We start from the raw sequence: 15040 nt of genomic DNA, 5'->3' as shown, positions 1-15040 counted from the left end.
TATATATACATTTCCGCAGTCTTTGACCCCTTTTTTTATCTTTTTGTGAGAAATCCGGGCCAGGAGGACAACCATAGTGGGATTTAGTTCCACTATCACCTATCACCATAAATGAAAAATCTGGACTTGCCTCCTTACCATCATCTAAAATCATCGCAGTTTGGTCAATTCCACGCTGCAAGATGCTAGGATGCTGCCATCGCACCCTTTGCTTCATCTTTTGGATTTTTATAGGAACTGATGGTTCAGAAATCAATTTCATAGCTGAAATTAGGTAAAGTATCTACTAAATACCTTAACTTATCAACTGGATTACACCCCACTGTCCATTGGTTAACCAATTAGGATCAGTATTTGCTAATTCCAGTATAACTTCAGCTGTCAGTCCCGTAGCAACTTCTGATTTTAAGGTGCGTAAAGCTACCATTGGTGCAGGCAAATAAGAAACTATATCTGCAAATTTTGTGGTAAAATCCCAAGAGCGATCCCCTAACAAACGCCGATAATTAGCATCACCTTTAACAATCATTAAATTCGACTTCGCTAACTCATCTTTGAGTAATATTGGCATTTCCCAAAACGCTAAAGGTGAAGTCCAAAAATAATCTTCAGCTAAAACTAACCGACCGGAAGCTAAATTTTCTGTTAATCTCTTTCCCAAAGATTGAACTTGAGGATGGCTACTTTGTACTAAGAAATCTTTAGTATAAACTACATCTTTTACCATCGCATCAGATACAAAAGTTGGATGGGGCTTTAAATGAAGATAAACCTGATTGGTAAAACCACCACCCAAGAGAAAATCTACCAAACACAAATCACAAGTTAACTCAAAACCTGCATTATCAATCACAAAATCAATGCGGTTATTCTGGGATTTAGTTAATAGTTTAGTAACAGCAAAGGAGTCATCTATTAAAATATTATTTAATTGAATCTGAATATCAAAACTACTTCTGTCATCTTCAAAAGCCGACCATAAACTTAAATCAACCCGGTTTCCCCACAATGCAAAATATAATAAAGTAATGAGAGATGACTTACTGGGTTTCCCTTCTTGTTGAGACTGAATTAACCATTTCTCCACTGGAGTACATAAAGAAATAATTGAATTGATTGATGTTTCTAGACCTTTAATCTTTTGTAATAAAAATGGATCAATACATTGTGAGCCACCTGGTTGGAAGTAATTAGTAATATTGAGAATCAGACGATAAAAATAAGTTTCCGCAAAAAACCAAGGTACATCTACCCAATGCTGATGTTTATAGAGTTCTAAATATTTCTCCCAGTTGTGAAAATCTGCACCAGTATCATTGGTTAAAGTTCGTAAATATCCACTTGGTAGTTCTGCGGCTAATTCTTCCAAGCTTTGATTTATGTCGATAGAAAATTTATTTTCTGCAATTACACGACGAGCAATATCTGGCATCCTTTGAGTTACTGTAAACTCAGTGAAAGAACCAGCATCTGAGCCTACAAGAGGTGCTGGCAGTAGTAAATTGGGGATTTGAGGTTTATTCACCAAAAACTGCTATATCCCGTTAATTTTTACTTATTGTAACCTGATTATAGAAGTTTAGATTCGGAATTTCTAAAAAAGTCGGGTATCTTGTCAAAGTCAATTAGTTATTCATCATTATTTTGGGTAAAATTAACTTGTTCATATAAGTCACTGAAATCAATTTGAAAATCTATTGTTTGCAGTTTTAAAAAGGATTACAGGCTCTCCCTGTAATGTATGATTCAGTGATCACTGCTTCTGGACTTACCCCTGTGGGAGATGTACGCTTAGTACCAGATTGGTAAACTCTAACACGTTTACCTTATTCTCTCGGTCATGCCCGTGTATTGAGTAACATGATAATGGCAGGTTAACCTTGGGCTTTGTGTCCCTGTGGGTTCTTATTACGGATGACTGAGGAGGCAAGAAAGGAGGGTTTAGAAATTCAGGCAGCTTTTGAGAACGAGTTTTATTTGTTACAAAAGAATAGAGAGGAAATAGTCGGTGCAGATTCCACAGTATTTGCTGCTACTGCCTCTATAGATGCCAACTTAGAGGTAATTAATAATGTAGCAGATGCTCTAATTATTCAGGGAATACCCGTAGGAGAGTATTATACAGAATCGGGACCAGGCCAGCAGGAAATATCGATGAGGTACACAGAAGCTTTAGAAGTATCTGACTGGCAAGTTGTGTTTAGAGAAACAGTGAGAGCGATAGCGAAGCGCTGCTGCAAGCAGTTCGCACATCGTCATTATTTAACTGCATCTTTTTTACCTAAAATCTTTGCGGAAACTTCTGGTAATGGCTGTCACCTACATCTTAGCCTCTGGCGTGATGCTAAAAACATTACTCCAGATTCTCAAGGTATATGTGGTCTATCCTCAGTCGCCAGAGCCTTTGTTGCTGGTATTCTTCATTACTTATTTCTACGAGTAGTAATTACTACCCCTAGTCCTAACTCATACCGTCCCATCCGTCCCCTGTCACAAGTCCAAATAACCCCAACCGGATAAATATTGAACTACGGTAGTCATGCTTTATAACTGCTGAAATACTTTGTATATATATAGGAGTCCTATACATTTTCATAGCGGTAGCTATGATTTGACATACAATTTACTCCTATGCCCTGTTTGGGTAGATACTCTTCTTTAGTCTAAACTCCAGTGAAAAAATAAAGCCCCACCACAAGGGGGGGTTTCTCTTGCTTGTAAAGATACAAATTTACTATACAGATAGGGGATTTGACAGGGGAGCGCTGAAAAAACTTTACATTTATCAACAAAAACAATATAAATTTATGTAACCATTTACTGATATACACTCATTGATAAGTTGGTATCAGGAGGAATATCTTTTGCAAGTTAAAGCGGCAGTAGCTTATAGTGTGGTTCAGCCCTTAAGCATCGAAACGGTAGAACTTGAGGGACCACAAGCTGGGGAAGTATTAGTTGAGATTAAAGCCAGCGGTGTTTGTCATACCGATGCTTATACGCTTTCTGGTGCTGATCCAGAAGGTTTATTTCCGGCGATTTTAGGACATGAAGGTGCGGGTGTGGTTGTGGAAGTGGGGGCTGATGTAAAAAGCGTTAAACCCGGTGATCATGTCATTCCTTTATATACACCTGAATGTCGTGAATGTGAATATTGTCTTAGTTTTAAAACTAACCTTTGTCAAGCCATTCGCGCTACTCAAGGCAGGGGTTTAATGCCCAATGGTACTAGTCGTTTTAGTATCGGTGGCAAAATGATACATCACTACATGGGAACATCAACCTTTGCTAATTATACGGTGTTACCAGAAATAGCTGTGGCTAAAATTCGTGAAGATGCGCCCTTTGATAAAGTTTGTTACATTGGCTGTGGAGTAACGACAGGTATAGGTGCAGTTATATATACAGCTAAAGTTGAAGCAGGTGCAAATGTAGTAATTTTCGGTTTAGGCGGTATTGGTTTAAATATTATCCAAGCGGCAAAGATGGTAGGCGCAAATATGATTGTGGGAGTTGATATTAATCCCAAAAAACGCGCTTTAGCTGAAAAACTTGGCATGACACATTTTGTTAATCCCCATGAGATTGAAGGTGATTTAGTTCCTTATTTGATAGATTTAACTAAAGGTGGTGCAGATTATTCTTTTGAATGTATTGGCAATGTCAATGTCATGCGTCAGGCTTTAGAATGTTGTCATAAAGGTTGGGGTGTTAGTGTAATTATTGGCGTGGCAGATGCAGGACAAGAAATCAGGACTCGTCCATTTCAATTAGTAACTGGGCGCGTTTGGAAAGGTTCAGCTTTTGGTAGCGCAAGAGGGCGTACAGATGTGCCGAAAATTGTTGATTTATATATGACTGGGAAGATAAATATTGATGATTTAATCACTCATGTGATGCCCATTGAGCAAATTAATCATGCCTTTGATTTAATGCACACAGGGGAATCAATTCGCAGTGTGGTGACTTTTTAATAGGGACAAAAAATCCAATATATTTCAGTTAATCAGTTTTTCTTCTCTCTCTGTTCTCTGCGCCTCTGTGTTTAGTTGAAAAAAATCAATCTGTACTACTCCATGACTAATATTAACCTGGTATCAGAATATAAATGCTTTGATGGTAAACTCGGCTTTTATTCATATTTCTCTACTACCTCTAACGGTGAAATGCGTTTTGCAGTTTATCAACCACCACAAGCAACGCAAAAACCTGTACCAGTGCTTTATTTTTTGTCCGGTTTGACTTGCAGAGAAGATAATTTTATGATTAAAGCAGGGGCGCAAAAATGGGCTTCTAAATACGGGTTAATGCTAGTTGCACCAGATACGAGTCCCCGAAATACGGGTATTGCAGGTAAAAATGATCAATGGGATATAGGAACAGGTGCAGGCTTTTATGTAGATGCAACAGAAGAACCGTGGCGATCGCACTTTCAAATGTATAGTTATATCATCCAGGAGTTACCCACTGTAATTAACACCAAATTTCCCACTGAACCCAATCAAACCAGCATTTTTGGTCATTCAATGGGGGGATATGGGGGGCTAATGTGTGCCATGAGAAATCCACAACTATATAAATCAGTATCAGCTTTTGCACCTATTGTTGCACCCATTGAATGTTCCTGGGGTCAAAAAGCATTTAGTCCTTATTTAGGAAATAATCAGAAAACGTCGCATGAATATGATGCCAGTCAATTAGTTCAGAAAGTAGGATATCATAGTTCAATTCTCATTGATCAAGGAACATCAGATCAATTTTTAACCGGGCAATTGTTACCTAATGTATTTGAACAAGCTTGTGGAAAAATAAAACAGCCTCTCAACTTCCGCTATCAAGCAGGTTATGACCACAGTTATTATTTTATCTGTACTTTCATCGCCGACCACATTCATCATCATGTCAAATATCTAGGATTGATAGATTGATTCAATAATTGAAAAAACGATTTTTCCGTAGAGTCGATATTACCCACCCCTACAAAATTGTATTGCATTATTAACGCGATGGAGTACATTGATTAGGACTACCCGCTACTTTTACTTTATCTTCACCTGGTGCTTCCGGTGTAGCAGTTTCCCTCGCATTACTTTTTTCAGCATCTCCAGTTTTGCGAATATCCTCTTCTAAGGGAGTTTGATAACCACCAGAGGCAGTTGGAGTAATCTCTTACTGGTCAGATTTTTTCTGTTTTTTTGATTTTGCGTTCATGAATCAACTCCGATTAATTTTGGCATTATTATAGGGAATTAATCAGCATCTATTTATCTACCTCTAATCTAGAGATAACAAATTTATTTACCGTGGGTATTGTTTATACTTATGTAAGTTAATAGTTACAGGCATAGACAAAATCTACAGATTCAACAGTTATTCATCAGACTAAATAATATTACCTGACTTAAATCACCCTATTTTGTGCTAAAAACTGAGTTACCCTACAGAGACACAGTGTTAATCATGAGTCTAATTTGGCAAACTGATTTTTATCGTAGTCCGTTGCGAGATTCAGCAGGACAGGTATTATGGGAGTTATTGATTTGTGATCCCACCCGTAAACTTGAGTATGTCGCTACCTGTCCCCAGTCACAGGCAAATTCAAATTGGCTGACGGAACAATTTCAGTTAGCAGGTGCGGAAAAATTACCTGATATAATTCAAGTATTCCGTCCTCAATCTTTGAGTTTAATAAGTGCTGCGGCAAGTAACTTAGGTATTAATATTGAACCAACCCGTAGCACTTTAGCGTTAAAACAATGGTTGCAAGAAAAGAAATATCCTATACTAATTGATAAACTACCACCAGAACCATTACTGGAAAACCTCTGGGGAGAAGAGTGGCGTTTTGCAAACATTTCCGCAGGTGATATTGTAGATGAATTCACAGACCGTCCGATTCCTATTTTGCAAATACCAGAATTTGTGCAACCGATAAATTTGGGTCTAGCCTCTACAGTTCGTATTCCCGGTGTGGTAATTTATGGTGGACGGCAATCTATGCGTTTGGCAAAATGGTTACAAGAAGCTAATGCTGTCAGTTTAAATTATATTGCAGGTACGCCAGATGGTTTAATTTTAGACGCTGGTTTAGCAGATAGATGGATTTTGGCGACTTTTGACGATGACGAAGTTGCAGCAGCAGCTAAGGTATATACACAGCGAAAACAAGTAAGCAAAGGATTGCATTTTTTATTGGTGCAACCTGATGATTCGAGGATGACTTACAGTGGTTTTTGGTTGTTGGGAGGGGAAGATTAAAAAATGTCACCTCCTATATATCTATACCTGATAAGCTTGCAAAAGATGTTCCCCATTGAAATGAATCAAATGAGTTGCATCTTGTGCTACCCATACACCAGTTTCCCAAGACATTTCTGGTAAATATTCTTTCATTGCTTTACGGTTAAGGAAAGCTGTCAGCATAACCAGTGGTATTTTACAGTCTTGGAATATACTTTGGAGTTCAGTTTTGCGTTTGGCATCTATTGGACAATGTGATGTCACAGCTTCAATTAAAACTAACCAATTTTGAGGTTGAAAATGCATTATGACATCTGGGCATTTTACCATGGATGCCAATTCTAATTCCTAATTCTAACAATGCTGGCTCATCAAAATATGCAAATTTTTCATCTGTATCACTAACATAGATTATTTTGCCATTAGGTGAAAATTGGTCACGAAAATGATTAATTATTTTCTCGATTAAAATATTTTGTCCACCTGGTGACATTGTAATTGATTTCATGTTATTTATAAGCATTCGATATGGAGATATTTTCTAGTTTGCCAAAACTGTTAAAGACACAATTTATTTATTTGAAATTTGGTTAAAATATTAATTCAAATTATTGAGTGCAAGTTGATAAAAATAATGGTATAATTAATACAGGTTCTTAATGAACAGGACTGACGCAACTGGCACAAATAGCGGGCGGGATGTAGCCCTGGCACGGAACAATTGAACTCAAACCAAGCACATAGGAAGACTTGGGCGTTTTAGTTGCTGAATTAAATAATTAGAAAGGAATCTATGCTTGTTTTGATAAACAGTTTGACCAGTTTGATAGGCTAAATTCTTTAATCTAATCCAAACCAACATTGCACAAGCAATATGATTTCTTTTAAGCCTAGCTTTACGACATTGACAAGATTCAATGCCACTTATTTGTTTAATCTCTCGGTGAAACTCCTCGATTTTCCAACGAATTTTACACACCTCTTGTACAACATTCGTAGAACTTTGACATAAATCGTTAGTAGCGACATAATCCGTTCTGTTGGTAGAAACAGCAACCCGGAATAGTTTCACTTTTTTCTGAGCGGGAAACCCTTTAATTTTTATAATTTTACCACATTCTAACTCTTCAGTACTCCATTCTCATAATTCAATAGGTTTATCTTTTTCTTTGGCAAATGTATCATCAACTAACCGATTCTTTTTTAAAGGGCAATAATAAATTTTGTCTAAGCTATCAATATACAGCATGAGACTGTTTAGTGCTTACCATGTGTCCATCAGAACAGTATTAAATGGGAAAAGCTGATGATACACCAGGTTTTGCAGCATATCTTTCACATGGTCTATCTTGGTTTTACCATCCACATCAGGATTAAAAATTCGGTAATCTATTACCCCAAATCTTTGAACTTTAGGATTCACATATACACAACTGACTACACCAATTCCTTTGAGTATGCCATGTTCATTACCACTATATTGTCTCCTCACCATCTCTATTTCTTCAGAATATCTTTCGTGTAAAACACTATCATCAAATATGATGTACCCATTACCATCAGGTTCTACTACCTCTTTCACCTTATCCTATAGTAAACGAGATGTTAACTTTTCGGTTTTTAAATAATAGTTAATTGCATCATGGCTAATACTTTCTAAATGCTCTGCTAAATTAGTAATTGTATAATTAATTTGACTAGTTCATAAGTGTTGGCAGTAATCAAGTTTAGTAAATCTCATTACCGTCAGCAACATTTATCTAATACAATCTCCTACCTATTTTCTCATGAATATTTGAATAATCTTTCCTATTACAGCTACTTCTTATGGGTTGATAAAGCTTTCCATATCCGATTTATTTAATACAGATGTCCTAGATTCACCCATCGCCTGTGCTAGTTGCCTAAGTCCTGATGAATACTTTTATAAGTATATTACAATGGTTAAGAAAGTTGCCTTATTCAACCATAAAGGTGGTGTTAGCAAAACCACTACTACTTTTAACTGAGGTTGGATGCTTGCTGCAAAAGGTAAGAGAGTCATCCTTGTATATACTGGTTCACAATGTAATCTTACAGGTATGGCTCTAAAAAAAGAAGAATCTGAAGACGATGAAGCGAGAATAGAAACCATTTACAATACACATTCCAATATTAAGACTGGTTTGGCTTCGGCTTTTTAGTCAGAACCATGAGCTATTGAAGCGGTAGATTGTATTTGGATAGAAGGCCAAGAAGGTCTATTTTTATTACCTGGTCATCTGGGCTTTGGTGAATACGAAGTAATATTAGGAGAAGTAACATTAGGAATTGCACAAGAACTAAGTGGTTCAATTCAAACACTTAAAAACTTGCCAGGTGCAATTTCTGCTCTCTTGGAAAAAACTGCTAATTAAGTTTAATACTGACTATATTGTAGTTGATATGAGTCCAAGTTGAGGATCTATGAATCGAAGTTTATTAATGACAAGTGACTTATTTCCAGTGCCTACTACTGCTGATTTTTCCTCTGTAATCGCAATTGATTCACTATCTAGAATCCTACCAAACTGGTGTGCTTGGGCAAAGATGGCGCGCGTGAACCCTATATTAAAGGAAGTTGCTTATCCATTTCCTGAATTCAAATTAAAATTTTTAGGCCCTATACTTAAAAAGTATAGAATCATTAGAGGTAAAGAAACAACAGCATTTCAAACTTGGATAGAAAGAATTGAAAAGATAGTTACTGATAAGCTAACATCTCTATAAAAAATAACTTGTTGTTACCTAATGCACTATATACTGAAGTGAGTATTAATAGTATTTCTACGACGACTAAAACTTCTGATCTCAATAGTTTAATTGCTCATTCACAAGAACACTGTACACCAGTTTATGCCCTCACGCCGGCACAATTAAAACAACAAGGTACAGTTTTAGAAAAAACTCAAGTCAAACAAGAAGAATTTCGAGAAATTTTTTGCGATTTAGCAGATAAAATTATTGCACTATCATTGAGTTATGCAGTCACCCCTTGATCAACTTCGTATTAGTATTCAGCGTGTTCAGGATTTAATTTCTCTGCATAACTATATTAAAGCTCAAGCTACTGCTGCTCTCGATGTTTCAGATATTTTACGATCTGCCCTAGTCTTAGGTGTAAGTGCCTTGGATTATTATGTTCATGAGGTTGTAACATTGGGTATGCTGGAAATTCATCGAGGAACACGCCCTTAACCAGCAGTTACCGCCAATGCTACTCAATCAGCTTTTTCAAGGTTTAAAGTCTCGCTGGGTAGTGCGCGTGAAGATAGAACAATAGCTATAGATATTTATTGCTAATTGGATAGAGAGTGAAATACAGCAGAGTTATGGGGATGATATTTTAGAGCATTCTCATCATATCTATAGTTTAATTCCTGTCTAAATAAAAAAATAACAATTTATGGTTAGAAAATGAAATTACAAAAGAGTTCAGCAAACTAATTTTTCAGAGACAAGACAATATTGCTGATGCAATTAGGTACATATCAAATAAAAAATTATAGGATGAAGTTGCTATTAAAATCAGTGGGAATATTAAACAAGCTATCCAGATAAAACAGTAACTTATTGTGATTGTAGATCGTAGAAACAAAATTGCCCATCAAGCAGATATAGATCCCACGTTAGATTTAGGTAATCGCTGGCCTATAGATCAATTACTGGTTGGTAATTCAATAGATTTTATTGAACAGGTAGTTGAGAGTATTCATCAAACTTTATAGCTGTGTTATTTTTCCCTAACCACCCCCCCAATTTAGATAAAATCTATAAGCTGAGGTAAACCCCGACTAACCGAAATGACAAGCACCACCACACCAAAAATCAAACTCCCCGAACTCCTAGCACCTGCGGGTAACTGCGAATGCGCTCAAGCACCAGTAGAAAATGGTGCAGATGCGATTTATTTTGGTTTAGATAAGTTTAACGCAAGAATGAGGGCTGAGAATTTCACCGAAGAAGATTTACCAGAATTAATGGAATTGCTGCACCTGCCGGGAGTCAAAGGATATATCACCTTAAATACCCTGATTCTTCCCCAGGAACTTACCCAAGCGCAGCAATACCTCAAAACAATCATTTCTGCTGGTGTTGATGCTGTCATTGTTCAAGATATTGGCATTTGTCGTTTAATTCGTCATCTTTCTCCAAAGTTTCCCATTCATGCTTCAACCCAGATCACTATTACTAGTGCTGCGGGGGTAGAATTTTCCGAATCTTTGGGATGTCAATTAGTAGTTTTAGCACGAGAATGTTCTATTAAAGAAATTAATAAAATTCAACAACAAATATCTCAAAAAGATGCCGTTTTACCTTTATAAGTTTTCGTGCATGGTGCTTTTCATGTTGCATATTCTGGACAATGTTTAACCAGGGAAGCATTAGGAGGAGGTTCTGCACATGGGGGAGAATGGGATCAAGCTTGTAGAATGCCTTATGATTTAATGGCAGATGGTGAAGTTGTTGATTTAGGTAATCGGACATATTTACTTAGTCCTCAAGATTTATCTGTTTTACAAGTTTTACCGGAATTGGTTAAATCTGGGGTCACTTCTTTAAAAATTCAAGGAAGATTATAAACACCGGAATATGTTGCCAATGTGACTCAAGTTTATCCAAAAGCGTTGGATAAAATAGCAACAATTAATTTAGAAAATTTACAGACAAAGTCTCTACAACTTGTGTCTAATGGAAATAAAGATAAATATAATTTAGAAATGGTATTTTCTCATGGACTGTATACTGGTTGGTTTGAGGGGATTAATAATCAAGAATTAGTTCACGCAAGATTTGGTAAAGAACGCGGTGTTTATTTAGGGGAAGTTACCCGCGTTAGAAATGAACAAATAACAGTAAAATTGGCAGCACCTGGGAAACCTGGTGATGGTGTCATGTTTGACTGTGGACACCCATGCGAGAAGAAGGTGGAAGGATATATGGGGTTGTAGAAGAAGGAAACGAGGTAATTTTAACTTTTGGTAGAGATGATTTGGATTTATAAAAATTTATAAAGGTAATAAAGTTTGGAAGTTTGGACAACTAGTGAGCCAGAACTAGATAAACAAATCCGTCAAAGTTATGAGGGAGAACATCCCCAATTTACAATACCTATTAATATAGACTTTTTTTTATGGTAAAATTGGAGACAAATTAATAGCTGTTGCTCGTGATGAATTTGGTACTTTAGTTAAAGTATAATCAGAAATCTTGCTGGTTTAAGCACACACTAAACCCCTGACCACAGAAAAACTAAAACAACAATTAGGACGTTTAGGTAACACAGCTTTTTGCTTAGGAACTATCACAAATAACATCAATTTTAATGCTATGTTACCCGTCAGCGAATTCAAGAAAATGCGTCGGTAAATTGTCACCCACTTAGAAGTATTAAGAAGTAAACCCAAATTTTGGCAATTAAATCATCATGGGAAATGGCAAGATTTCATTACACCTCAATCTTCTCCAGGTTATGCTTCTCCTTCCCTGATTGTTTTAGTCAGAAACATCAACCAAGTCAAAGTAGCATTACAAGCAGATATTAAAACCATATACTATGAATTTGAAAACCCCCGCAACTATCGAGAAGCAGTAAAAATATTCACAGAATGGAGACATTCTGCAATAAACTCAGTCCCCAGTCCCCAGTCCCCAGTCCCCAGTCCCCAGTATCTTTGTAGCACAACCTCGGATATATAAACCTGGATAAACTTGGATTTTCAAACAAGTGAAAGATGCTAAAGCTGATGGTTATTTAATCAAAAATTATGACCACTTAGAATATTGTGCCAATGAAAGATGTATTGCTGATTTCTCTTTAAATATTGCTAACCCCTTAACCACATATTACTTGAAATAACGGTTTAATTTAGAAAGATTAACAGCATCCTACGACTTAAATATTAACCAACTCGAAGATTTAATTACAAATTACCCACCACAACGTTTCGAAGTAAAAATACATCAATATATACCAATGTTTCACATGGAATACTGCATGTTTTGCCCTTTCCTATCTGAAGGAACAGATTACACTAACTGCGGTAGACCTTGCGAAAAACAGGAAGTTAAAATTAGAGACAGAGTAGGTAGTGAACACATCCTCAAAGCAGAGGCAGGATGTCGAAACACTATATATAACGGGACTGCAGAAACTGGTGCGGAATATGTGCAGAGATTAATTAGTTTGGGGTTACAATATTTCAGAATTAAATTTCTCAACGAAATACCAGAACAAGTTACCAAAACAATCCATTATTATCAACAACTTTTGCAAGGAGAAATCACAGGTTCTCAACTTTGGCGAAAATAGAAGTTACAAAATTAACTAGGTGTAGCTCGTGGTGCATTGAGTATGATGTAGCTAACCTGCTATAAGTAGTGTTACAATTTTTGTAAAGAGTTTCTACTAGTTAGTAAGTACAATTTAGCACCCCAATGTCAGCAACTACAATCACAAGTCGAATCTATTTTACAAATTTTACACCAAGAAGCGGCTTTGCATTCTCAAGATATTACTTCTATCCAGATATCTTGAGATAAAGCTGTTTCTGCTAGATTTGAAATTGTATTTGCAGGCGCTTTTAGTGCAGGTAAATAAATCTTGATTAATGCACTCTTGGAGAGAGAACTATTATATAGTCCAGAAGGACACCCAACTGCTGAAGAATGCAAAAGTGAGTATGTACCAGCACATGGAAAAAGATTTGTTTTAACTTTTTTAGGTGAAGCAGACATCAGAGAACAAGCGGTTTTTTTGTGTCAATAATTGGGGTTTAATACAGTTGTAAATATCAATAAACCTGATCCCATTGATTGACTCCATCAAGGTTATAAGGCAATTCTTCAACAAGAAGGAGGAGAAAGTAAATCACAACGTGCAAAACAAGCAAAAGCCTTGATTTTATTGTTACATGGATATTTAGTAAATCGCGATTGCATCAATATAATTAATAATGCCACATATTCAATGGAACAATGTAACCTTTCTAACCTCAAAGAAACTGCTGGATATGCGCGAGGTGGTAGTAATGGCGCAGTGTTGAAACGGATAGAATATTACTGTCATCATCCGCTTTTAGAAGATGGTATCATCATTATTGATACACCAGGAATTGATGCACCTATAGAGAAAGATGCACAATTAACTTATGCAAAAATTCAACATTAAGATACATCAGCAGTAGTCTGTGTTCTCAAACCTGCGTCAGCAGGAGATATGACAAAAGAAGAAACAGAACTGTTGGAAACAATGCGGGAGAATACAGGAATAAGAGACAGAGTTTTTTATATCTTTAACCCCATAGATAAAACTTGGTACAATAACCAACTTAGACAAAGATTAGGAGATTTAATTAATCGCCAATTTCGAGATAGTAGGAGAGTTTATAACACCAGTAGTTTACTAGGTTTTTACGGTAGTCAACTTAAACAGACCACGAGATTAGATAGATTTGGGTTAGATTCAATTCTTGTAGAAAGTGTCAAAAGCTTCGATGGGAAAGAAGAAATACGTCAATTTGTGAATGGATTTAATCGTTATTATGCTAATTCTGGAAACCTATCTCGCAGTCAATTTCGTATTTCTTTTAACAGGTTTGAAACTCCCAATCCAAACTATGTGAGAATCTTGAGTGAACAGGCAACACCACTCATTAACCAAGTCATCCAAGATAGTGGAATTGAAGACTTTCGCACACCAATTACCCGCTATCTCACAGAAGAAAAACGTCCACAGTTATTTAAAGATCTTGCGAATGACTTAGGCGATATTGTCTTAAACTCAAGAAACACTATCAAATTGTGCAGATTAACTTAGATAGTCAACCACGAGCAATCGAAAGTATGAAAGAATATGAGTTACAAAAATCAAACCAGTAACTCCAGCAAGTTGGGAGAGAGTCTCATCAACATATTAATGATAAAGTCAACAAGCTAATTAATAATAATTCTGAAAAATTTGAAGCATATTTTCGGCAATTAGAACCACGAATTATTCGTCGTCTTGATGAATTATTAGATACCTTTTCCATAGCCGATGCTTATCGTCGTGTAACTTTGAGTCATCCCCGCAATGCAACTGCAGCTTTATTAGCTATTTTAGTAGAGGCTTTTTATTACCTATCAAATCAATTGGAAGATATTTTCTTTGAGTCTTGTCAACCAGTAATTACTAATCTATTTCAACAGCTAATGGAAAAAATTAGAAAATCAGAATACTACCGCCAATTGTATCGGTTATATTGTATCGGTTATTAGGTAATAATGGAGGAATAGAATCAGAGGTAAAATTAATTGAACGAGTTATTACTCAAGCTTTAGTAAGTGCTGCAAGCGTAGAATGCGATCCCTTTGTCAGAGAAAGTCCTAGATTTTACGATGAAGGCACATTTTCAATTTATCCATTTCGGCAAACATTACAACAAAGTTCTCAAGGTTACGACCCAGAACTTATCATCGAAGCAGAACCTGCTATTAGACAATTATTGAAGTTGGACTTTGAACCCAAAGTTTCCCACACCATTCGTAAATCTTGCCGTTAAACTATTAATCAAACCATCAAAACACAGTTATTACCAATGGGGAAAGAACCGGCTGATGATAACAACGATATCCCCATGTAGGTGCTTATTTAGAGAGAACATTGCAGCAATAAGCTGAGGAAAAGATTGCTAATAATCAGCATTTATTAAGTGAACTTGATGGCAATATTCAGGAATATAATACAGCAATTGTGGGAATTAATAGCTGTTTATAAGGAATGCAGTTATATGAAAATTTA

The 15040-nt window shown here is 36.3% G+C and carries 12 protein-coding genes and 4 pseudogenes; 11 read left to right on the top strand and 5 right to left on the bottom strand.

Going from position 1 to position 15040, the window contains the following annotated elements:
- Window positions 1-61: 61 nt before the first annotated feature.
- Window positions 62-262: pseudogene (locus AAZO_RS32970) on the bottom strand (metallophosphoesterase); the annotation flags it as partial.
- A gap of 33 nt (window positions 263-295) precedes the next feature.
- Window positions 296-1525 (bottom strand): damage-control phosphatase ARMT1 family protein, encoded by a 1230-nt coding sequence (locus tag AAZO_RS22110; RefSeq protein WP_013192878.1) that lies wholly within the window; start codon window positions 1523-1525, stop codon window positions 296-298.
- Window positions 1526-1887: 362 nt separating this feature from the next.
- Between AAZO_RS22110 and AAZO_RS22105 the strand changes: the two genes are divergently transcribed.
- The 4 genes from AAZO_RS22105 (at window position 1888) to AAZO_RS22090 (ending at window position 6258) form a co-directional block, all read left to right on the top strand.
- Window positions 1888-2520 (top strand): type I glutamate--ammonia ligase, encoded by a 633-nt coding sequence (locus AAZO_RS22105; RefSeq protein ID WP_338026967.1) that lies wholly within the window; start codon window positions 1888-1890, stop codon window positions 2518-2520.
- Between the two features lie 344 nt (window positions 2521-2864).
- Complete coding sequence (locus AAZO_RS22100) at window positions 2865-3974, top strand: S-(hydroxymethyl)glutathione dehydrogenase/class III alcohol dehydrogenase (protein ID WP_013192877.1); 1110 nt, start codon at window positions 2865-2867, stop codon at window positions 3972-3974.
- Between the two features lie 102 nt (window positions 3975-4076).
- On the top strand, window positions 4077-4928 hold the full coding sequence (gene fghA / locus AAZO_RS22095; RefSeq protein ID WP_013192876.1) for an S-formylglutathione hydrolase: 852 nt from the start codon (window positions 4077-4079) through the stop codon (window positions 4926-4928).
- A 532-nt stretch (window positions 4929-5460) separates the two neighbouring features.
- Window positions 5461-6258, top strand: a complete 798-nt coding sequence (locus tag AAZO_RS22090; RefSeq protein ID WP_013192875.1) for a Tab2/Atab2 family RNA-binding protein — start codon at window positions 5461-5463, stop codon at window positions 6256-6258.
- 21 nt (window positions 6259-6279) lie between these two features.
- On the opposite strand, the gene AAZO_RS41785 is transcribed toward AAZO_RS22090, so the two are convergent.
- The 3 genes and pseudogenes from AAZO_RS41785 to AAZO_RS31900 all read right to left on the bottom strand — a co-directional run bounded on the left by AAZO_RS41785 (window position 6280) and on the right by AAZO_RS31900 (window position 7933).
- Window positions 6280-6570, bottom strand: coding sequence for a BsuBI/PstI family type II restriction endonuclease (locus AAZO_RS41785; RefSeq protein ID WP_266889720.1), 291 nt, complete (start codon window positions 6568-6570; stop codon window positions 6280-6282).
- Window positions 6509-6733: a BsuBI/PstI family type II restriction endonuclease gene (locus AAZO_RS41780; RefSeq protein ID WP_266889717.1), complete on the bottom strand. Its 225-nt coding sequence runs from the start codon at window positions 6731-6733 to the stop codon at window positions 6509-6511. Before AAZO_RS41780 ends, AAZO_RS41785 begins: the two co-directional genes overlap by 62 nt.
- Before the next feature lie 234 nt (window positions 6734-6967).
- Window positions 6968-7933, bottom strand: a pseudogene (locus AAZO_RS31900) (IS701 family transposase).
- Between the two features lie 322 nt (window positions 7934-8255).
- On the opposite strand from AAZO_RS31900, the gene AAZO_RS39885 reads away from it, so the two are divergent.
- From AAZO_RS39885 to AAZO_RS22055, 7 genes and pseudogenes are all read left to right on the top strand, one after another.
- Window positions 8256-8423, top strand: a complete 168-nt coding sequence (locus AAZO_RS39885; protein ID WP_228371364.1) for a hypothetical protein — start codon at window positions 8256-8258, stop codon at window positions 8421-8423.
- Window positions 8424-8685: 262 nt separating this feature from the next.
- Complete coding sequence (locus AAZO_RS39880; protein WP_228371363.1) at window positions 8686-8988, top strand: hypothetical protein; 303 nt, start codon at window positions 8686-8688, stop codon at window positions 8986-8988.
- A gap of 8 nt (window positions 8989-8996) precedes the next feature.
- Complete coding sequence (locus tag AAZO_RS39875; RefSeq protein WP_228371362.1) at window positions 8997-9257, top strand: hypothetical protein; 261 nt, start codon at window positions 8997-8999, stop codon at window positions 9255-9257.
- Window positions 9241-9456 carry a hypothetical protein gene (locus AAZO_RS39870; RefSeq protein ID WP_228371361.1) on the top strand — a complete coding sequence of 72 codons (216 nt, stop codon included), beginning with the start codon at window positions 9241-9243 and terminating at the stop codon, window positions 9454-9456. Before AAZO_RS39875 ends, AAZO_RS39870 begins: the two co-directional genes overlap by 17 nt.
- A 377-nt stretch (window positions 9457-9833) precedes the next feature.
- Entirely contained in the window at window positions 9834-9986 is a 153-nt protein-coding gene (locus tag AAZO_RS39865; RefSeq protein ID WP_228371360.1) for a hypothetical protein, read from the top strand.
- A 75-nt stretch (window positions 9987-10061) separates the two neighbouring features.
- Window positions 10062-12571 (top strand): annotated as a pseudogene (locus AAZO_RS22060) (peptidase U32 family protein).
- A 156-nt stretch (window positions 12572-12727) separates the two neighbouring features.
- A pseudogene (locus AAZO_RS22055) lies at window positions 12728-15016 on the top strand (dynamin family protein).
- The last annotated feature ends 24 nt before the right edge of the window (window positions 15017-15040 follow it).

This window comes from 'Nostoc azollae' 0708 (genome assembly GCF_000196515.1).
Lineage (GTDB): Bacteria > Cyanobacteriota > Cyanobacteriia > Cyanobacteriales > Nostocaceae > Trichormus_B > Trichormus_B azollae.
This window is presented reverse-complemented; position numbering and strand designations above follow the sequence as displayed.

Coding starts and splice junctions, on each gene's coding strand:
- AAZO_RS22090 (WP_013192875.1), top strand. CDS start 5,461: ATGAGTCTAATTTGGCAAACTGATTTTTATCGTAGTCCGTTGCGAGAT.
- AAZO_RS39885 (WP_228371364.1), top strand. CDS start 8,256: ATGCTTGCTGCAAAAGGTAAGAGAGTCATCCTTGTATATACTGGTTCA.
- AAZO_RS41785 (WP_266889720.1), bottom strand. CDS start 6,570: ATGGTAAAATGCCCAGATGTCATAATGCATTTTCAACCTCAAAATTGG.
- AAZO_RS39870 (WP_228371361.1), top strand. CDS start 9,241: ATGCAGTCACCCCTTGATCAACTTCGTATTAGTATTCAGCGTGTTCAG.
- AAZO_RS41780 (WP_266889717.1), bottom strand. CDS start 6,733: ATGTCACCAGGTGGACAAAATATTTTAATCGAGAAAATAATTAATCAT.
- fghA (WP_013192876.1), top strand. CDS start 4,077: ATGACTAATATTAACCTGGTATCAGAATATAAATGCTTTGATGGTAAA.
- AAZO_RS39880 (WP_228371363.1), top strand. CDS start 8,686: ATGAATCGAAGTTTATTAATGACAAGTGACTTATTTCCAGTGCCTACT.